This window comes from Streptomyces sp. NPDC059895, from assembly GCF_042731035.1.
In the GTDB taxonomy this organism is placed as follows: Bacteria; Actinomycetota; Actinomycetes; order Streptomycetales; family Streptomycetaceae; genus Streptomyces.
Genome location: NZ_JBHWKO010000001.1, coordinates 269,386 through 291,000, shown reverse-complemented (window position 1 = coordinate 291,000; position 21,615 = coordinate 269,386). Strand labels below are relative to the sequence as shown.

General features: G+C 74.0%; 9 protein-coding genes. 7 read left to right on the top strand and 2 right to left on the bottom strand.

What is annotated here, in order from left to right; translation table 11 throughout:
* Positions 1-60 precede the first annotated feature (60 nt).
* The 4 genes from ACFV9M_RS01240 to ACFV9M_RS01225 all read left to right on the top strand — a co-directional run bounded on the left by ACFV9M_RS01240 (position 61) and on the right by ACFV9M_RS01225 (position 17,671).
* Positions 61-408: a hypothetical protein gene (locus ACFV9M_RS01240; protein WP_385073477.1), complete on the top strand. Its 348-nt coding sequence runs from the start codon at positions 61-63 to the stop codon at positions 406-408.
* A gap of 3 nt (positions 409-411) precedes the next feature.
* Positions 412-12,567 (top strand): hypothetical protein, encoded by a 12,156-nt coding sequence (locus tag ACFV9M_RS01235; protein ID WP_385073480.1) that lies wholly within the window; start codon positions 412-414, stop codon positions 12,565-12,567.
* Positions 12,568-12,661: 94 nt separating this feature from the next.
* Positions 12,662-13,984 (top strand): ricin-type beta-trefoil lectin domain protein, encoded by a 1,323-nt coding sequence (locus ACFV9M_RS01230; protein ID WP_385073483.1) that lies wholly within the window; start codon positions 12,662-12,664, stop codon positions 13,982-13,984.
* 153 nt (positions 13,985-14,137) lie between these two features.
* Positions 14,138-17,671: a right-handed parallel beta-helix repeat-containing protein gene (locus tag ACFV9M_RS01225; protein WP_385073485.1), complete on the top strand. Its 3,534-nt coding sequence runs from the start codon at positions 14,138-14,140 to the stop codon at positions 17,669-17,671.
* 120 nt (positions 17,672-17,791) lie between these two features.
* On the opposite strand, the gene ACFV9M_RS01220 is transcribed toward ACFV9M_RS01225, so the two are convergent.
* Together ACFV9M_RS01220 and ACFV9M_RS01215 are read right to left on the bottom strand one after the other, a co-directional pair.
* A complete protein-coding gene (locus ACFV9M_RS01220) occupies positions 17,792-18,343 on the bottom strand; it encodes an ATP-binding protein (RefSeq protein ID WP_385073488.1) in 552 nt (183 codons plus the stop codon).
* Position 18,344: 1 nt separating this feature from the next.
* On the bottom strand, positions 18,345-18,515 hold the full coding sequence (locus ACFV9M_RS01215; RefSeq protein WP_385073490.1) for a hypothetical protein: 171 nt from the start codon (positions 18,513-18,515) through the stop codon (positions 18,345-18,347).
* Between the two features lie 155 nt (positions 18,516-18,670).
* Between ACFV9M_RS01215 and ACFV9M_RS01210 the strand changes: the two genes are divergently transcribed.
* From ACFV9M_RS01210 to ACFV9M_RS01200, 3 genes are all read left to right on the top strand, one after another.
* On the top strand, positions 18,671-19,786 hold the full coding sequence (locus ACFV9M_RS01210; RefSeq protein WP_385073493.1) for a helix-turn-helix domain-containing protein: 1,116 nt from the start codon (positions 18,671-18,673) through the stop codon (positions 19,784-19,786).
* A gap of 14 nt (positions 19,787-19,800) precedes the next feature.
* The gene (locus ACFV9M_RS01205) at positions 19,801-20,385 is read left to right on the top strand and encodes an HD family hydrolase (protein ID WP_385073496.1); all 585 of its coding nucleotides are present in this window, start codon (positions 19,801-19,803) and stop codon (positions 20,383-20,385) included.
* Between the two features lie 435 nt (positions 20,386-20,820).
* A complete protein-coding gene (locus ACFV9M_RS01200; RefSeq protein ID WP_385073498.1) occupies positions 20,821-21,435 on the top strand; it encodes a response regulator transcription factor in 615 nt (204 codons plus the stop codon).
* The last annotated feature ends 180 nt before the right edge of the window (positions 21,436-21,615 follow it).

The window sequence follows — 21,615 nt, the reverse complement described above, 5'->3', positions numbered from 1 at the left end:
GGGGCCGGCGCGGCCCCGCACACAGGTACGGAACTGACGGAACGGAGAGAGGAGCGGGCCTTGCCCAGCAGGAACCACATCGTCGCGGACCCGGAGGGCATCCGGGACGGCGGCCGGCACTTCAACGGCGACCTGGCGTCGACGGTCGGCCTGCTCCGCTCCGGCCTCGTCACCGCCGTGGCCGCGAACGAGCAGCCCGACGCGTACGACGACGAGACGGGCCGGGCGTTCCGGGCGGTCTACGAGCCCGCCAAGGAGGACATGCTGACCCTGCTTCAGTCGCTGGAGACGGCGTTCCGGCAGGCGTACGACGCCATCGACGCCACCGCCACGAAGCTGATCGACGTCGAGGAGACCAACACGGCGAACGCGCACGCCCTGACCCGCGCGGTCCACGGGATCCGCTGAGCCATGGCACTCGAGGCGTCGGACGAACTGCGCGGGCTGTTCCTCGCGCTGACGGGCATGGAGTTCCCGAAGCTCGACGAGGACAAGCTGCGGGCGCTCGGCGAGGGATACCTCGCCACCGCGCAGGGGCTCGCCGCCCTGCCCGACCAGATCGTCCAGGTCACCCGCACCATCCGGTCCCGCTTCGACGCCGGGGCCGCCGACGCCTTCTCCCGTTCCATCGCCGAGTTCACCTCGGGCCGCACCAACTACGTCGCCGCCGGCCAGGAGGCGGCGGCCGGCATCGCCGCGTACGCGCGCACCACCGCGACCAACGTCGAGTACACCAAGTACATGGCGATCGGGCAGCTGCTCCAGCTGCTCCTGGAGATCGCCTGGTGCATCGCCAACGCATTCCGCACCTTCGGTCTCACCCTGCTGCTGATCCCGGTCTACCGGGCGATCACCTCGCGCTTTCTGCTGCGGCTGCTCACCTTCCTCTGGCAGCACCTGCTCGCCCACGTGATCATCAACACCGCCGTCGCTGTCTCCCTCGACCTGCTGATCCAGCGCATCCAGATCAGCAGGGGCACCCGCGACTCCTGGGACCGCGACCTCACCCGGGACGCCTTCGTCGGCGGCATCGTCGAGGGCGTGGTCTCCGGCGGGCTGGGCCTGGCCGGGGCCAAGCTGGCCCAGGTGTTCGGCCGCAGCGTCGCCAACCGGACCGGGAGCGCCCTGCGGAACCAGGTCAGGGAGCTCGGCGGCGGTGCCGGCGGCGTCTCGGCCGACGCCCTGGGCCGGAGCGTCACCGACCTCGTCTCCCGCAACAACGACGACCTGCTGTCCGCGCTCGGCGACACCGGCGGCCGGCAGCTGAGCGACGCGGCGGTGACGCGGCTCGGCCAGGACTTCGGCGAGCTGTTCACCACCCACTTCGGGCGGCAGCTCGGCGAGGGCGCGGCCCGCGACCTGGGCGAGGCCTACGGACGGACCTTCGCCCGGAACTGGGGCGACGACGGCGCCCCGGACGCGCTCGGCCAGGTCCTCGGCGGCGGGGCGGGCGCGGGTCTGCCGGCCGGCGTGCGCACCACCCTCGCCCAGCTCCCCGACACGGTGCTGAACTCGGTGAACACCACGCGGAACACGGTGGTCACCAAGGCCCTGAGCCTCCTTGGCGAAGGTGTCGAGGAGGGTCTGACGAACACGTTCGCCGACCTCGTCACCAATCTGGTGCTCACCGGGGAGCTCTCCACGAACGCCTGGAGCTTCGTGTCCGGCCTCACCTCGGGCACCTCGGCGGGCGCGGGCGTCGAGGGCGGCATCAGCGCCGTCGAGAACCTCCGGCGGCTCGGCGACCTCGACACCACGGGTGCCCGCGACGCCACTCCCACACCCGCCGCCCCGGAGCAACCCCCCGCCACCACGGACCCCGCCACCACGGACCCGGCCGCCCCGACACCGGACGGGGCGCGGGGACCGGGCCTGAGCGTGGACGCGGACGTGGACGTGGACGTGGATGGGGGCGGGGGCGGGGCCGTGGCCGTGGACGTCGACGTGGACCGGGGTGCGGACACGGACCGGGGTGCGGACGCGGCTTCGGAGGCCGTGCGGTCCGGGACCGTGTCGTCCGGGACCATGCCGATCGCCTCCGTGCCGATCACGTCCGTGCCGGCTGCGTCTGTGCCGATCACGTCTGTGCCGATCACGTCTGTGCCGATCACGTCTGTGCCGATCACGTCTGTGCCGATCACGTCCGTGCCGGCCACGTCCGTGCAGAGCGGTTCCGTACCGACCGGTTCCGTACCGACCGGTTCCGTACCGCCCGGGACGAACAACCCTCAGGGACCGTCGTCCCCCGTCTCGCCCGGCGAGCGGTCCGGCGCGGCCGAGCGGCCGAGGACGCTGTCGTCCCCGGAGGTCGAGGCCCCGGACGTCGAGGCCCCGGACACCGGCACGGCGGACACGGGGAGCCGGGGCACCGAGGGCCCGGACTCCGAGGGCCCGGACTCCAAGGACCCAGCCTCCGAGGGCCCGGACTCCGAGGGCCCGGACTCTGAACGTCCGGCCACCGGCGACGTCGCCGTGCAGGCGGCCGTACAGCCCGTCACCTCCGTTCTCACCGGCGATCCGGCCTGGGAGGCGGCGCGGGCGGGGGTGCCGCCCGTCACGCGCTCGCACACCTGGGTCGACCCGGTGTCCGCGCCGGCCGATCCGAACCGGCCGGGGGAGTCCACGCGGTACGCCGTGCGGTCCAAGTTCGACGCGCGCCGCGTCGAGTACGACGGCGAACAGGTCACCGACCTGACGGTCCGGGTCGCCGTCGGCCCGGAGGGCGTGCCGGACGGCGTCTGGGACAGGGTGCGCGCCGGGGTCGAGGAGTTCTTCAACGCGCCGGGCCACCGGCTGCCGGGCGGTGACCGGCTGCACGTCACCGTGGAGCGGGTGGCGCACGACCCGCATCCCAACGGCCTCACCGTCACCTTCGTGGATCGGGACCAGCCGATGACCCGTACCGCGTGGTGGGCCGACGCCGAGCCAGTGGACTACGCGCACGAGATCGCGCACCAGCTCGGTCTGCGGGACGAGTCGCGGGACGACAGCGCGCCGCACCGCCCCGACGTCCCCGGCAGCCTGCTCGGCGACTACACCCGGACCGCTCCGGAGGGGCTCCGGCAGAGCGGTCTGCGCGGCCGTCACCTCAGCCTCCTCGACGCCCACATCGGCGATCCGACCGCCACCGCGGGGAACGGCGGCCGCCCGGGCGCCGCGTCCTCCGCCGCGCGTCCCGTGGCGACGGCGAGCGGACAGCCCGGCGCGGAACCCCGTGCGCCCCGCAAGCCCGCGGCCGGGCCCACCGGCCACGCCGAGGCCGTACAGCCCGGGCCCGTACCTCCGGCACCGGTACCGACCTCCACCCCCCAACCGGCCCCCGTCACACAGAGCGCACCGAAGAGCGCACCGAAGAGCACACCACCCCAGCACAAGCAGTGGATCAGCACCCGTCTCGACGGCACCCGTCCGCCCCGGCTGGAGCGTGACGCCTCCGCGCCGTCGCGGGACGGCCGTACGCCCATCCGGTTCGACGACGGCACACGCATGCCCGCCTACGTCGACGACGTGGCGTCGTTGCTGGAGGGCATGCCGGACGACCTGCTGCCGGAACTGCTGGCCACGCCCGGCACCTTCGGGCAGAGCGACGTCGCCCTGCGCGGCATCGGAGAGGTGCTGGCGGAGATCGACACCTTCCTGGGGCGGGATCCGTCGCTGAGTCCGCGCGGCCCCGGGCGCGACGACCCCGGCGGCACCGGTCTGATGGCCGACGTCCGGTCGGCACTCGTCCGCCGGCCGCAGAGCCTGACGGGCGGGCGCCCGTTCCCCTACACCAACTCCCGGGGACAGCAACGGGTCCTGCACGTCACCGCCCGCCACTACGGCAACTGGCAGCGGTTCTCCGACGAGTACGGCAACCCGTCGAAGATCGACACCATGGACCGGGCCGTCACCCAGGCCGGACAGAGCAAGAGCGTGCAGTCCGTCACCCAGATCGGGCTGGGCGGACCGTTCCTCGGCCCGCTCGGTGCCCTGGCGTTCGGCGGCTTCGGCCGCCTCAACGTGCGGGCCGGCGTCAGCACCAAGGTCGGCTACACCCAGACGGACCAGGTCACCAGCCAGATGGAGACCCGCACCCTCGACGGCTCGAAGGTGTACCTGGACGACGTGTACGTCGAGGTGTCCGTCACGGACGCCGACGGACACGTCGTCTCCGCCCCCGGCCCCGCCGCCTCCAATCCCGCCGGCCCGACCGGCCCCGCGGTCCCCGCGCGCGGCGGCTTCGCCGTACGGGACGGGCTGATGCTGCGCCTGCCCGACAGCGTGACGAAGCCGTCGTCGCCCGGACGGATACCCCGGTCGATCGCGCTCGACCACAACTCCCCGTACCGGCTGGTCCGCACCGAGGGCTTCGGTCCGGTCGCGCGGATCCGCGACTGGGCGGCGGAGGAGATCGGCGCGCGGCCGGGCAGCACCGCCTACCGGGAACTCGACGCCTTCTTCTCCAGCGACTCCTTCCAGCGGCACGCCCGCCAACTGGCGGCCGGACGGGTCGTGACACCGCCGCTGTTCGCCGACGACCGGGCGAAGACCCCGCTGGGCGTCTTCGTCGTGGAGCGGACGGTGCCGGTGCGGGCGACGCTCATCGGTGAGACCTCCGAGGCCGAACTGCGGGACATCAACACCTCCACCGTCCGCAACGACCAGAGCTTCGCCAAGGGCGTCAGCCTCGGCATCGACGGCGTCATGGGGCCCGCCTTCAACCTCTTCGACCTCGGCGACGGGCACCTCAACCTGCGGCTCCAGTTCGGACCGGCATTCCGCTCCCTCTACTCGGTGACGCGGTCGGCCGCTCTGGGCGGCTTCGGGGCGCTGAAGACGTCCGGTCAGGTCAAGGGCGACCCCACCGGCCTCTACCTGGTCAAGAAGACGGTGTACGTGCGGCGCGGCGGCAGCGGCGCGCCGCCGCGGCGGTTCCACACCTGGAGCGTGGACCGGATGACCCGCACCGAGGCCCGCCGGCTGGCCGGCTGGGACGACGGGACGAAGCTGCCGCTGCGGGGCGGCCTGCCGGAGCCGTTCGCCCCGGCCCACCTCACCCCGGACCGTCCGCCGACCCTGGGCATGCACCGCGTGGAGGAGTTCTCGCACCCCGACGGGCTGCGCACCCGCGACGCCGACGGCATCGGCCGCACCCTGCCGGACGACTTCGCCGACACCGTGCTCGCGGCGGTCGCCGACACCCACCCCGGGCTGGTCGCGCCGCTCGACCGGCTCGCCCCGCCGTCGCGCCAGGGGGTGCGGGCCCGGGTCCGGGGCCTGCTGGAGCCGGCGGACCCGCTGCCCGCCGCGCCGGACCGCCCGGAGCGCGGGCGGTTCAGCGACGCCGACGCGTACCGGACGGCGCTCTCCAACACGCTGGAGATCCTCGCGGTGCTCTCGCCGCAGAGCCTGGCGGGCAGCCTGGAGACGCTGATCACGACCGGCGTCCAGATCCGGCTGACCGAGCCGGGCACCCTCGGGCAGGGCCACCGCCACATCCGGGTCCACGCCGAACTGACCAACCGGCGGTACGAAGGCCGGCAGGACGACGTCAAACTGCGGCACAGTGCCCCCGGCGGGCAGCGGATGGACGGTCAGGAGAGCCGCAAGCGCGCGGTGGGTGGCGGCTTCGACGCCGTGTTCGGCTTCCGGGACCCGGACTCCTCCGGGAGCGCGCCGTTCGTCCCCGACAACACGGGCGCCCTCTCGCTGGGCGGCCGCTACGCGCGGCAGAGCGACTCCGAGTCCGGGTACGGCGCCACCGTCTCCAACGAGCCGATGTCGGTGAGCATCCGACCGTCCCACCTGTACCGCTACGACCTCTCCCTCACCGTGAGCCACGGCGGGTACTGGCGGTTCCGCGGGCTGCTGCGCGGAGTCGCGAGCCTGGGACTGCTGGGGACGCAGCCGTTCGTCTTCAGCAGCCCCCGGGACGTGCTGATCGGCACCGGCCCCGGCGGGGCGCGGATCCGCGGCGGACCCGTCCGGGGCCAGGTGCTGATCAGCGTCCCCGACCAGCACGCGCCCGCCGTCGACCCGCACCGGCCGGACACGCCCAACGTCTACCGCTCGCTCCGCGGCCCGCTGGACACCGTGCCCATGGACCGTGCCCGGGCGCACGCGCTGGCCACCGGTGACCTCTCCCGGGGCGCCGGCCGGGGCCGGGCGGACGGACGGGGTTCGCAGACCTTCCGCGACCTGCAAAACCACCCGTTCGTGACCGTGAACGTCGTCGTGCCGCCCGGGCTGACCGACGCGGTCCAGGACGTCGTACGACGCGCCTCGGGCGGAGCATGGCAGTACAACGAGGAAGGCGCCCCCGCGCGGGAGGCGATCATGCGCGCCTTCCAGCCGCAGTACGCGACGGCCAACTTCGACCAGAGCTCCGGACCGCTCGGCTTCGGCATCAGCGGGCTGATGGGCAAGTCGCCGTACGCCACCCTGTGGGCGACCTTCCGCCACTTCACCGCGGTGCGGAACATCCACCCGCTGACCGGGCCGATCGCCATGGACACCGAGATGGTGCTCGGCAGCGGCACCCAGGCGTCCGGCAAGGTCAGCAGGAGCAGCCTCCTCTCCTTCGGCGGCCAGCTGACCTACGCCAAGCCCCACGGCGTCGGTCCGGGACTGATCGGCACCTACGGCCTCGCCGTCAACCCCTGGTCGTGGTCCGGGCAGAAGAGCGTGACCGTCACCCGCAGTGTGGTCGCCGACCTCAACCTGAAGGGGTTCACCCACCAGGTGCTGGTGTCCGGCACCGTCGAGCACTGGACGGCGATGGCCGCCGGCATGCTGGGGACGGCCGCCGCGAACCTGCCCCACATACCGGACTCGCTCGCCGGAACGGCCGGTTCCGTCACCTCCGTCCCCGGCGGCTGGATGGCGCACGTGCCGGAGAAGAGCGCCCACCGGCTGAAGCTGATCAACGACGGGATGGGCGACGTCCCCGCCTACACCGCACTGACCTGGTCGCCGCAGCCCTGGCTGCGCGGCAACTCCTTCGGCACCTACCCGGTGAACGCGCTGGACCCCACCGCCGTGCTGGCCCGTTTCCACCGGAAGGTGAAGGACCTCGGCTTCGACGACGTCGCCCTGGAACAGGTCCGCCGGCTCGTCACCTCCCGCGTCCTGCGCGCCCTCGACCGGGAGATGACCGGCACCGGCGTCTCGTCGCCGGCCCGGTCCGGCGGCTGGGGCTGGGGAAGCCTGCGGATCGGCACCCGGCAGGCCCGGGTACGGGTCGAGCTGATCCCCGGCGAGTCCACCTTCGAGATGCTCGACCACAGCACGGAGATGGAGGAGAACCGGCGGGCCGTCGAGACCGTCCAGGAAGCCTCGGACGTCACCACGGGCCGCGACGTCGGTTTCCTGACCGGCGAGGGCGTGCAGACCGGCGACGCGACGGCGGTGGCCGCGGGTCCCACGTACTCCGAGACCGGCACCTCCCGGCACACGGTCGCCTCCGGCCACACCGTCTCCTCCAGCATCACCTACCGGGCCGCCTCCACCGAGCCGCACGCCGAGATCTCCACGCCGTACCGGCTCCGCATCACGCTGGAGGTGACGGCGGACTCCGTACCGGACGGCCCGCGAAGCCCGGACCCGGCGCGCGGGAACGCCACCGGCCCGCAGAGTTCGAACCCCGCGCGCGCAGAGGCCATCGGCCCGCAGAGTTCGAACCCCGCGCGCGCAGAGGCCATCGGATCGCTGGAGCGGGCCCGGCGCCGGTTCACCGGCGCGACGACCGTCACCGAGACCGACTCCGTCGGCACGCTGCGCGAGCACGTCCCGCTCAGCCTGATGGTGCCCGACCCGGACCCGCGCCTGCCCCTCACCGACCCCCGGCTCGACCCGCCCGACCTCACGCTCACCACACCTCCGCGCGCCGGTGTCAGCCCTGGACTGCGGGAGCCCGGCGCGCGGTACGGCGACGGCACCCGGAAGCCGTTCACCGTCCCCGAGAACGGGTTCCACGTCCGCCGGATCATCGGACTCGAGCACGTCCAGGAGGCCAACAACCGCGCCCTCGCCGAGTCGTACGGCCTGAACCTCTCCGCCCTCGACGACGAGGCGTCCGGTGAGTCCGGTGAGTCCGGTGAGTCCGGTGACGGGGCCTCCGGCGCCGGCGCCGACGCCGGCCGCCGTCGCTCCCGACTGCTCCTGCGGGCCAAGGACACCGGCCTCACCCGGCTCGGCACCGGTGCGGCCCAGGCGCTGGAGGACGGGACCAACAACACGGCCCTGTCGACCTTCTACGACCGGACGCTGACCCCGGCCGGCTACCAGGTGCCGGGGCTGACCCACCGCCACCTCGTCGGCACCGACACCGGACAGCTGTCGCTGTTCTCCCGGCCCGACTTCGGCCGCGCCGTGCTGCTGACCGTCGCCGACGGCAAGAAGATCGAGGTGCTCCGGGAGACCGGCGAGGGCGCGAGCACCTCGGTCGCGCAGGAGAACGTCCAGGACTCGGCCTTCGGCGCCGGAGTGCTCGTGCGGTCCGAGCAGACCGGCCTGAACCAGCTGGCCACGACCGCCACCGGACCGTACGCCGCCGACGGCGACGGGGCACCGGTCGGCGGCGACCACGCGTCGTCGCTCAACGTCAAGCCGAAGACCGGCCGGGAGTTCCTGTTCGCCGTCCCCACCAGCTGGCTCAGCGTCGCCGACGTGCACCGGGGCGTCCAGGACAGCCGCCTCGGGAAGGCGGTCGCCGGGACCTTCGGGTTCCTCAGGCCGGGCCCCAGGACGGTCACCTCCGAGACGTACGTCCTCGCCTGGGTGCGCGACGACGTCGCCCGCGACCTCGCCCTGATCGACGACACGAACTTCCCGTCCAGGGCTGCGGCCGCCTGGGACGCCGTCGGCAAGGCGAGCAAGGCGTGGACGGACGCCGACAAGGCGTACTGGAAGAAGCGCCGCACCGCGCTCCCCCTGCGCGACGCCGTGGACGACGCGAGCGGCGCCCTGAGGACGGCCCGGACCGCCGCCGCGGACACCGCACGGAGCCTCGCACCGGTCCGGGAGGCCGCCGACGCCGCGGACAGGGAGTTCCGGCGGGCCCAGGACGACGCGGCCGGGGACCACGCCCTCGCCCGGCGGATCACGGAGGCCGCCGACGCCCTCGACGCCGCGGACACCGCTCTCCGCCGGGCTTCGGACACCGCTCTCCGCCGGGCTTCGGACACCGCTCTCCGCCGGGCTTCGGACACCGCCCTCAGCCAGGCCGCGGACGACGGCGCCGACGGCCGCACCACGGTCCGCACCACGGCCCGTACCACGGTCGACGCCGCCCGGGACACCCGCGACGCCCTGCGCGGCCGGGCGGAACCGCCGGGCGAGGGACCCGGTCTCGACCGGCTCCGGCGGGCTGCCACCGACCTCGCCGAGGCCGAACGGACGGCCGCCGGAATGCGCGAAGAGGCCGACCTTGCCGAGGTCGAACGGACGGCCGCCGGAATGCGCGAAGAGGCCGACCTTGCCGAGGTCGAACGGACGGCCGCCGGAATGCGCGAAGAGGCCGACCGCGCGCTCGACACCGCCCGCCGCCTCCGCGACGAGGCCGCCGCACGGCTCGCCGAGGCCGAGCGGGCGGCGGGCACACTGCCCGCTCAGCCGTCCCCGGCCGCCGACACCGGGCGCGCCCGGCAGACGGCCGCCGCACTGCGCGACGCGGCCGGCCGGCGGGTCGACGCGGCACGCACCCGGCAGCAGGAGGCGGCCGGGCGACTCGTCGAACCCGCCCGGGCCCACGACGAGGCCAGGGCACAGGTGGAGGCGGCGACCGGCCGGCTGAACACGGCACGCGCCGCCTTCGAGGCCCGGCGCGCCGAACTCACCGCGCTGCGCGAGGCCGCGGAGACCGCGGCCGCCGAGTACCACCGGGTACGGGCCGGCGCCGACCGGCTCACCCGGTGGCACCGGCTCGCCGCCACCGAGGAGGGACGGCAGCACCTCGGTGACCTGCCGGAGCCGCCACCCGTGAGCTACCAGGCCCCGCCCAAGAAGCCCGCCCCGTCCAAGGCCCCCGCCCCGGCCCACCCCCGCTACACCAGGACCGCCCCCGGCGGCCCCCTGCCCACAGCCACCGGCGGGACGGAGTCCACCGGGACCACCGCCGGCCCCCGGCTCACCGCACCCGACGGGACCGAGTACACCCTGCGTGACGTGCCGAGGGACGGCGACGCCTTCTTCCACGCGCTCGCCCGGGGCCTCGTCGAGGCCGGCTCGCCCCTCGCCGCCGAACACGGCATCGTCCCCTCCGACCCGCGGACGCCCGCCAAGCTGCGCCGACTGCTGTCCGAGCGGCTGACCGACCCGGCCGACGCGGACCTCCTCGCGGCCGTCGCCCCCGACCACACCGACGTCTTCACCGCGGCCGAGGTCGACGGGACGGGTCCCGTCCCCGACCTGGGACCGGACACACCGGGCCGCCGCGAGTTCGACGCGCTCGGAGTGATCCCGCACTCGGTGACCCTGGACGACCGGGCCCGGGCCGGGCTGGCCGCCGCCCAGCTCCGGCGGCAGGGGGAGGCCGGCGACGAGACCCGCTGGGACCATGCCGCCGCCGACCTGCTCCCGCTCCTCGCCGCCCGCACCTTCGGCGTGGACGTCACCGTCGTCCGCGGCGACGGCAGCTTCCAGGACTTCACCCCGGGCACCCGGGCGGCCGGCGAACGGCTCCGTTCCCTGGGCCTCGTGGACGACGGCCCCGCCCCCGGGCGCACCCGCCTGGTGCTGAGCCTGGACGACCGGCACTACCAGCTCGCCGTCCCGGTCACGGCTCCCCGAGCGACGCCCGACACGGACGCGCCGGCCGGCCCTCCGGCGCCCGTCGCGCCGCCCTGGGGTGTCGCTCCGGAGACCGACCTGGACCACGCGTACGGGGCGCTCGCCGGGCCGAAGAAGGTGAAGGACGAGGAGCGGGAGCAGGCTTCGGCGGCGGGGGATTCGACTTCGGGCTCGGGGTCGGGGTCAGGCTCGGGCTCGGGGTCGGGTGCCGGGAAGCGGCCCGTCCGGGTCAACCCGCTGTGGTACTCGCTGGACGACTTCCGTCCGACGCTCCTGGAGCGCAAGGCGGCCACCTGGCTCTACTCGGTCGACGCGGAGGGCGACATCCATCTCGGCGTGGAGGAGATGGACAAGGCCGTCGAGGAGGGCGAGTTCCAGGAGCTGTTCGCGCGGATGGCGGCCAGGAATCCGGGCCTGACGGAGGAGGAGCTGCGGCGGGGCCTGGAGGGCCAGGGGCACCCGACGACAGCGGTGGGCTTCGACACCTCGGGCCGGACGTCGGTCCGACCTGCCCGCGTGAGCGGTGAGTTGGCGTGGAACGAGGAGAAGGGGCGCTGGGAGGTCAACGACAAGTCCGGCCGGTACATGAGCGACAGCGTCCGCAAGGTGACGGCGGAGGAGGCACGTCGTTGGGTCGGCAATGTGGCCCGGCGGATGTCGGCGCGGCTGGGTGTCCCGGTCGAGCCGGTACTGGCGAAGCACGGAGATCCACAGCAGTCCGCCCCGCTGCCACCGCCACCGCCCGCCGCGCAGCCCCCCGTTCCCCACCCGGCCGAGCAGCCGGTGTCCACCGCGCCGGAGGGAACGGTGCCCCCGCCCCTCTGGGCTCGTGGGGTACCCCAGCAGGTGCCGGCCGACGGCAACTGCCTGCTGTACGCCTTCATGGCGAGCGACCCGGGGTACGTCCGCGACCGGCTCCCCGGCCTGGCCGTCAGCCACCCGGTGGTCCACGAGTGGCTGTCGGATCCCGCGCGGGTGCGCCGCGACCTGGCCCGGAACGCGCGGATCCTCTCCCGGTTCGACGTTCCTCTTGCCGGCCCGCACACCCGGCTCGCCGCCGCCATGGCGGAGCACGTGGTCCGGTCCCTGAGCGGGTACGCCGGGCCGCTGCCCGCCGAACTGGCCTGGCAGTACCGCGGCAGCGAGCCGTCCCGGGGGTTCACCGCAACGGTGTGGGACATGGACCGGGAGCAGGTGCTGGACCAGCTGCGTGAGCACGGTCTGGCGCCGTCGGACAACCCGGGGGCCCTCACCGACGAACAACTGCGCGACCTGCTCGTGCGGGGCGCGCCGCTCCAGGACGACGAGCTGGCCCGTCTCACGGAAGCCGTCCAGGACTGGAGCGGGCGCTGGGCGTCCGCCGAGGGCGAGACCTTCCCCCTGCTGCTGGCCCACGCCTTCGACGTACGGTTCGCCGTCTCCACGGGCGGAGTCCAGGGCGACGGGACGACGCGCGGTGGAGGCTCCGAGGTCGGACCGCGCACCGCCACCCGGCTGATCGAGCTCTACCGCAGCGCGGGCAGCGGTGGAAGGGGCGGCGGTGAGCACTACAGCGGGAGCGACGCCCCGCCCCGCGAGATGTCTCGGGAGCAGGGCGGACCGGGCGAGCAGGGCGGACCGGAGGAGCCGGGCGGACCGGAGGAGCCGGGCGGGCCGGGCGGGCCGGGCGGGCCGGGCGGGCCGGAGGAGCCCGGGCCGTCGGCTCCCGTCCCGCCGTCGCAGGCCCCGCCACCCCTCCCGGACTCCGAAGCTCCGACCGCGGAGGAACTGAAGTGGCTGGCCCGCCTCAACCCGTGACGAGCACACCGTACGGCGGCACACGGGACCCCCGGGTCCCGCCCCGCACCCCATCTCCCCACCAGCGACAGCGTCGAAGAGGACAGAGCACGTCATGAGCGAACGAGCAGGGAACACCCCCGACAACGGAGCCGGGTCCGCCTCCGCGAAGCGGAACGGACCGGCGGGCCCCGACCCGTCCGGGACCACCGGCTCACCCGGTTCGCAGCGCCCGTCCGGGACCACCGGCTCACCCGGTTCGCAGCGCCCGTCCGGGACCACCGGCTCACCCGGTTCGCAGACCCCGTCCGGGACCACCGGCTCACCCGGTTCGCAGACCCCGTCCGGGACCACCGGCTCACCCGGTTCGCAGACCCCGGCCCGGACTCCGGACCAGACCCCGTCCGCGACCCCGTCCGCGACCCCGTCCGTGACTCCGTCCGCGCCCCCGACGGCGTCCTCCGGCCGTGGCGCGGCCCGTACGGAGGCGTCCGCCGCCGTGGACCCGTCCGGGCCGTCGGGCCCCTCCGGCTCCGCCACGGGCGACCCGTCCGCGCGGACGCCCGAGGCGCCGCCGGAGGCCGCTGCCCCCGAGCCGGAGGCCGGCCACGGTGCCCTGACCGGGCGGCTGTCGTCCGGTGTGCTGGCCGGCGCCGCCCTGGCCGGACTGCTGCTGATAGCCGCGCCGTTCGGCATCGCCACGCTGGGCGACGGGGACCGGTCGTCCTCCGACTCCGCGTCGTCACGCGGGGACGACCTGCCCGCGGGGCTCCCGCAGGACGACGAGCAGCCGGGATTCGTGCCGGTCCCCGCGGAGTCCTCGGGCTCTCCGACCGCCCGGCCGCGCGCCTCGGGCACCCCCCGGTCCGGCGGGAACCCCGTCCCGGCCCAGTACGGCCCCGCGACACCGAGCCCGACCACCGGCGCGCCCCGCACGAGCGCGCCGGACGACGCGGAGACCGGGCCCGAGAGCAGCGCCGGGACGAGCACCCAGGCCACCGGCGGCGGCAGTGACAGCGCCGCGGTCCCGCAGTCGGCCGCCCGGACGACGACCACGTACCGCCAGATCGTGAGCAAGCTGAACGGGCGCTGCGTCGACATCCCCGACTACCGTGCCGTGGTCGGCGCGAACCTCCAGATGTGGGACTGCGCCCCGCAGGAGAACCAGCGCTGGGAGTTCCACTCGGACGGGACCCTGCGGGCCATGGGCCTGTGCCTGACGAGCGTGTGGCACGCGGGCGAGGACGGATCGCCGATCCAGCTCGACACCTGCGCCGGCCGCCCCCAGCAGAAGTGGGTCCTGAACAGCCGTGAGGACCTGGTCAATCCGGCGGCCGACAAGTGCCTCGACATCATCGACGCGAACGCGCAGAACGGTGCGCGGCTCCAGCTGTGGTCCTGCAACGGCAGGGCGCACCAGAAGTGGGTGAGCCGCTGACCACCCCGGCCCGCACCACCCCACCTCCCCCCACCTCCCCCCACCTCCCCCCACCTCCCCCCACCTCCCCCCACCCCACCCCACCCCACCCCACCCCACCCCACCCCCGACCAGGCAACCCGCGCCACCCGGCCCGGAGAGGAGCACCACCCCATGACACGCCACGTGCTGGCCGTCGACCCGGAGGACGCCGGGTGCCACGCGTCCATCGCAGACGCCGTCCGGGCCGCGCGCAGCGGTGCCCTGATCACGGTGGCCCCCGGCCGGTACAGCGACCCGCTGGTGCTGACCGACGTGGTGACGATCGTCGCGGCGGAGGGGCGCGGCTCGGTGGAGCTCGCCCCCCGGTCCGGGACCGCGGTGACGGCCACCGCCGAGGCCGTCAAGCTCACCGGCCTGGTGATCCGGGGCGGCGACGAGGAGCTGCCCGCCGTCGACGTGCCGGACGGCCAGTTGGAGCTGGACGACTGCGAGATCAGCGCCGTGGCGTGGACCGCCGTACTGGCCCGGGGCGGCGGCGCGCTGGCCATGCGGGACAGCCGGGTCACCAACGCGGCCGGCGCGGGGGTGGTGGTGACCAGCGAGGCCGAGAGCGTCATCGAGGACTGCCGGCTGGAGGACCTGGAGGCGTCCGGTGTGGTGATCGGCGAGCGGGGCAACCCGCTGATCCGCCGCTGCACGGTCCGGGACACCGCCGGCAACGGCGTCTTCGTCAACGGTGAGGGGCGCGGTTCCATCGAGGACTGCGACATCTCGGCGACCGCCAAGCCCGGCATCGCGCTGGAGGACAGCAGCGCCACCCGCGTCCTGCGCACCCGGGTCCACGGGGTCGGCGGCGTCGGCATCCACATCTCCAGCCGCAACCGGGTGCTGGTGGAGGACTGCGCGGTGGAGGACCCGGCGGGACACGGGCTGACCGCGTCCGGCGACGCGCAGCCCGTGGTGCGCCGGCTGCGGGTGACCGGGGCCGGACAGCAGGGCCTGCGGCTCGGTGACAAGTCGCGCGGCAGGTACGAGGACTGCGAGGTCCGCGACGCCGGGGGCACCGGGCTGTGGGTCGGCGGCAACGCGTCGCCCGTCCTCACCGGCCTGACGGTACGCGGCGGCGCGGCCGACGGCACGCACCTCACCGACGACTCCACGCCCGAACTCGACCGGCTCCACATCACCGGCCCGGCGGGCACCGGCGTCCGCACCGACGAGAACGCCAACCCGCTGCTGCGCCGGGTCACCCTCACCGCCTGCGACGGGCACGGCATGGAGGTGTCCGGCACGGCCCGCGGACGGTACGAGGACGTGGAGATCAGCGAGGTCCGCAAGTCCGGGGTGCGCGCGGCCGACTCCTCCCGCCCGCTCCTGAACGCCGTACTGGTCCGGGAGGCCGGCGGCAACGGCTTCGCGGTCGCCGGGACGGCCACCGGCACCCTGCGTGACTGCGACGTGTTCCGCGCCGACGCGGACGGCCTGGCCGTCGCGGCGGGGGCGGACGTGACGGCCACCCGGTCGCGGTTCCACGGCTGCGGGCGCGCCGGTGTGATGATCGCGGCCCGGGGCACGGGCACGCTCACCGACTGCGAGGCGTTCGAGAACACCGGCGACGGCATCCTGCTGCACACCGCGGAACGCGTCGTCCTCAGGAACTGCGCCGCCTTCGAGAACGGCCGCAGTGGCCTGCGGCGCACCGTGGTGAGCGAGAGCACGCTGCTGGAGCGGCTGGTCAGCAGATCCAACGGAGCGCAGGACGTGCACGGGGAGGCGCGGGAGGCGACAGGAGCCCCCGCACCCCGGGACACCCACGCCGCACCGGCGGACCCGGCCCGGCGGCCTGCCGCGGACGGCGACCATGGCCGCGACCACGACCGCGACCACGACCACGACCGCGACGCCGACCCCGACCACGACCGCGACCGCGACCGCGACGCCGACCCCGACCACGACCGCGAACGCGACCGTGCCCGTGCCGGACGCACGGACGCGGCCGCGGACGAGCCCGGGCAGGGCGGCGGCGGCCGCCCGCGGAAGCGGTCCCGGCCCTCGCCCCTGGCCGAACTCGAGTCGCTGATCGGCCTCGACTCGGTCAAGCGCGAGGTCAAGACCCTGGTGAGCCTCAACCAGATGGCACGGCGCCGCACCGAGATGGGCATGTCGGCCCCGCCGATGAGCCGGCACATGGTCTTCGCCGGACCTCCCGGCACCGGCAAGACCACCGTGGCCCGGCTCTACGGCAGCATCCTCGCCGAGATGGAGGTGCTGCGGTACGGGCACATCGTGGAGGTGGCCCGGCAGGACCTGGTCGCGCAGGTCATCGGCGGTACGGCGATCAAGACGACGGAGGCGTTCGAGAAGGCCCGCGGCGGGGTGCTGTTCATCGACGAGGCGTACACCCTCACCTCGCAGTCGGACGGGGGCGGCGGCGCGGACTTCGGCCGGGAGGCGGTGGACACGCTGGTGAAGCTGATGGAGGACCACCGCGACGACACCGTGGTGATCGTCGCCGGCTACTCGGTGGAGATGCGCCGGTTCCTCGCCACGAACCCCGGCCTCGCCTCCCGGTTCAACCGCACCGTCGGGTTCCCGAACTACACCGTGGACGAGCTGGTGACGATCGTGGAGCACATCTGCCGACGGCACCAGTACGAACTCGGTCCGGGCACGGCCGACGCGCTCGCCGCCCACTTCGAGAGGCTGCCCCGCGACGACACGTTCGGCAACGGGCGGACCGCGCGCCGCACCTTCGAGGAGATGGTGGACCGTCAGGCGTTCCGCCTCGCCGGTGAGCCGAACGTGGCACCGGCCGAGATGCTGCGGCTGACCCCCGAGGACCTGGGCGGCCCGGCCGGGCCGGGCGGCGCCGAGGGCGGCGAGGCGGGGCGTGAGGAACTCGACGTGCTGCTCGGCGAGCTGAACGCCATGGTCGGCCTCGACCAGGCCAAGCAGACCGTGGCCTCGCTGGTGCACCTGCTCGCCAACACGCGGCGGCGCGCGGCGGCCGGACTGCCGACGGCGACGCTCAGCCACCACGTGGTGTTCTCGGGGCCGCCCGGCACCGGCAAGACCACCGTGGCCCGGCTGTACGGCCGGCTGCTCGCCGCCCTCGGCGTGCTGTCCCGCGGGCAGGTCGTCGAGGTGGCACGGGCCGACATGGTGGGCCGTTACATCGGCCACACCGCCCAGATGACCAGCGACGCCTTCGACCGGGCGCGCGGCGGCGTGCTGTTCGTCGACGAGGCGTACACCCTCACCCCCGGCGGGGCGGACCGCGGCGGCACGGACTTCGGGCAGGAGGCCGTGGACACGCTGGTGAAGCTGATGGAGGACCACCGCGACGACGTGGTGGTGATCGTGGCCGGGTACACCGAGGAGATGGACGGCTTCCTGGCGTCCAACCCCGGACTGTCCTCACGGTTCTCGCACCGCGTCGAGTTCACCGACTACGCGCCCGACGACCTGGTCGTCATCGTGGAACGGCAGGCCGAGGCGAACGGCTACACCTGCGGGCCGGGCCTGTCGGACCGGCTGCGCGAGCACTTCGCGTCGATGGACCGCGACCGCTCCTTCGGCAACGCCCGCCACGCCCGCAAGGTCTTCGAGTCGCTCGTCACCCGCCAGGCGTTCCGGCTGAGCGCGTCGGCCGCCCCGACCCTCGACGAACTGCGGCTGCTGCTCCCCGAGGACCTGGCCGTCTGACCCGGCACGGGGCCCCGCCGGGCGGCCCCGTGCCGGCCCCGGCCCCGCTCAGCACGACGGACCCGAGCGACACCAGCCCCTCGGCCGCGCACAGCCGGTCCGACGCGCCTCGCAGGTGCTTCACTGCTGCGCGGCGGTGGCCGCGACGATGACGACGGCGACCGCGGCGACCATCAGGACCTGGACGACCTGGGCGCGACGGGTCGCGTGTGCGGGGACGCCGCCGGCGGGCGGCGCCGGCTTCGGAGGAGTCTCCAGGTCGGCCCAGACGCGCTTGCCCCACGGCAGCAGGTCCGCGCCCCACTGCGTCGAGACGGAGTCGACGATGGCCAGGCCCCGGCCGTGGTCCTCGTCGTCGTCCGCAGAGCCGAGCTGGGGCAAGGTCCGGCTCCGGTCGACCACGGCAAGCCGCACCTGGTCGTCGCCGAGGCGGCGCAGCGTCACACGGAACACCCCGGCCCGCGCGTGCAGGACGGCGTTGGTCACTAGTTCGGAGGTGACCAGCTCGGCTGTGTCGGCCAGTTCCGGCACCTTCCAGTCCATCAGGACGTTCGCCACGAAGTGGCGCGCGTCAGGCACCGACTTTCGTTCCCTCGGGAACACCGCGGTCGCCACGGATGTGCCGTCCTCGGCCACCTGCATGCGGCCCGACAGGCGGCGTGCCGCCGGCACGTCAACCACCTGGCCGGTCGTTGGCGGGCTGGAAGCGGCCGATGAACGACACGTCAGGCACCGAACCACTCGGCACGGCCTTCGCCAGGTACTCGTCGACGTCGGCGAGGTCGTCGGTGCGGGCCGCCGCGTACCAGCCGACGCCCCACCCGGAACGTGTCGGCAGCCACACGGTCGGGTGGTGAACACACGGAACAGAACCCACGACTCGTGGCCTCCCAGCTAGGTTCGATTCAGGGACACCACGACGGTATGTAGTCAGCAAGTGCCCTGGAAGTGACTGCGAGTACAGGTGGTTCGTCGTGAACCGCCGAGATCGGACCCACCATGCGGCCACGTCCCGTCCGAACCCTGACCGCCAGTAAGGGAAAGGACTCCCGCTCCCGAACCGGGCTGCTGAGCGGCTTCGTCCTGCGGGTCATCCGAGAACAGCAGGGCTGCACGCAGGACGAGAGCGCCGAACTGCTCGGGGTGTCCCCTGACACCATCGCCGGCTGGGAGACCGGACGCCGGCCTCTCACCGCGATTCCTGTCGAGCAGATGCTCGGACTGCGCCGCCGGCTCATGCAGTTGGGCACCGCTCCATCGCTTCTGCAGGCCCTGGAGCGCGCGTCGGAGGCAGACGTCCTGCTGGCCGGCGTCCTCGACGAGGACGCCCCGCCACAGGAGAGCCCACTCGGTGCGATGGTGATGCAGCGCGACCTGGCCGAGGTGCTGGTCTGGCCTCTCAACGGCGTGCCGCCAGGTCCGGTGAGAGCGCTGCCGGCTCCCCGCCGCCCGCGCCGGGGACCGGCCCCGGCCGGGCCTGAGCTGACGGCCGGCGAGCGGCGTGCCTTCTTCGCGCGGATGCGTACCACGGCCGAGCAGGCACGGGGACCGGGGCAGTTCCTTCTGCGGCGCCAGGCGCTGTATCTCTCCGGGTACGAGCCCGCGTCCGACACCGAGGACTGGCTGGCTCACCAGCAGGCAACGGAACGCCCGGACGACTGGCTCACCGGCTGGCTCAACAAGCGGTCCGTTGCCGCGGTGGCAGCCCGGCAGGGCGACCGCGACCGCATGGCGTACTTCATCGACAACGCGCTCCACGACGACGACGCCGGCGAGGCCGCGAACCTCGCCTACTGGGCGTACTGGATCGGCGAGACAGCCGTGCCCCAGCTCAGCGACGACTTCATTGGCGACGGCTCCCTCGAGCCGTGGAACGGCGACAGACTGCTCGCCCATCTCGTCGAGGGCATCGCGCCCCATCACGGCTACGTCAACCTCAACGTCCATTCCGTGTGGGCGCTGCTCCAGGTCCGCCCCAACCTGCTGCGCTCCGGCGCAGCGGCACGGGCTCTACGCGAACGCCTCCCAGTGATGTTGGATAGCCGGGAACTCTCAACGCGCGTGCGAAGGGAGTTGGAGAGCATCCGGTACGCGATCCGCCTCACCGAGGCGTGAGAGGAGACCGCCTGATGGATGGCGAGGACCTGACTTCGGTGGCCCGGTTTCTGTTCGAGGCGGGAACACTGAAGAACACCAAGCGCAGCGGCTGGTGGATGGCAGGCGTCAAGGACCCCGAGTCCGTCGCGGACCACGCCTGGCGCACGGCCCTGCTCGCTTCCGTCATCGCCAAGCTGGAGGGCGCGGACCCGGCTCAGGCCGCCCTCCTGGCCGTCTGGCACGACTCGCAGGAGACCCGCACCGGGGACGTCAACCACCTCGGGAAGAAGTACACGCAAGGCGAGGCCGACCCCCGCGCCATCACCGCCGACCAGGTCGCCGGCATGCCCGAGGTCCTGGCAGAGGCCATCGAGGCGGTCGTCGCCGAGTACGAGGCGAAGGAGAGCGCCGAGGCGATCTGCGCCCGCGACGCCGACAAGCTGGAGTGCATGATCCAGGGCATCGAGTACCGCGACCAGGGCTACGCATACGCACAGCGCTGGATCGACAACAGCCGTGCCCGCCTCGTCACCAAGTCCGGGCACGCGCTGGCCGACGCGGTACTGGCAATCGGAGGGCTGGACTGGCTTCGGGCCACCCTCGGCGAACCGCTCTGACCGGACGGCTGCCCGCCGACGTCAACAAGTCATAGCCCTTCCGCCGCACGGCGGGCCCTCGGCCTCGTCCCGTCGAACCTATCGGTCTCCCACCAGCCGTCTCTGAACCGCCCAGACGCCGGCGCAGGCGACGGCTTGCGGCGTGCTTCGCGGTCGCTCGTTTCCCGTGCGTACGCCTGACGACAAGCCAGGGAAACGAGGTGACGGCGCCGACCGGCCATTTCACCTGGTCAACGACGCTGGACGGGGCGGTGCCCGGAACAGGATGCGAACCGGTTTCGGACCGGATCCGCTCTGCTCCGAACTTTTTCCCCAGTCGCCTCATCGAACCACGGTGGTCGGCCCGACCGGCCGGCCGACCACCGTGTTCCGTTCCTCCTCCGCACGCCTCCACACGAGCGTGCGGCAGGAGCCGGCCAGACCGAGGACGATGACATGAGCAAGCCCCGTGTAGCCGTGCACGCCGCCGACCCGATCACCCAGGTCGGTCTGGCGTCCTGCCTGGAGCGCAGGCCGCACGTCGTGCCGGCGGCGATGGAGGAGGCCGACGCCGTGGTGGTGGCGGTCGAGACCGCGGACGCCGCCACGCTCGACATCCTGCGCGGCCTGCCCGCGCCGGAGCGGGCCCGGTTCGTCCTGGTGGTGGGCGGCGGCTGGTACGTCGATCCGTCCGCCGCCGTCGAGTGCGGCGTACGGGCCGTGCTGTGGCGCGCGGAGGCGAACCCCGCCGCGCTGGTCCGGGCGGTGGTCTCCGTCGCGAACGGGCAGGCGTGGCTGCCCCCGACGGTCCAGGGACGGCTGCTGGACCAGATCGAGCACGTCCAGCGCGAGGTCCTGCGCCCCCGCGGGCTGACCCCTTCCGGGCTGACCTCCCGGGAGATCGACGTGCTCCGCCTGGTCTCGGAAGGAATGGACCTGTCCGAGATCGCCGTGCGGATGAGCTACTCCGAGCGCACCATCAAGAAGATCGTCTCCTCCGTCATGGGCCGACTGGGACTGCGCAACCGGGTCCACGCGGTGTCGTACGCCATCCGCGCCGGACTGATCTGATCATGCCCGGCACCGCCCGTCACCGGGAAGGCGCCCGGTCGGGTACGAACGGGAAGCCTCCGCACCCTTCCGTGCCCCCTCCGGCCCCGGCCCCCTCGAACGCACCACCCGGTGCCCTACGGTGCCCCGCGCCGGCCCCGCCGCCCGCCGTACCGCCCGCCGTACCGCCCGTCGTACCGC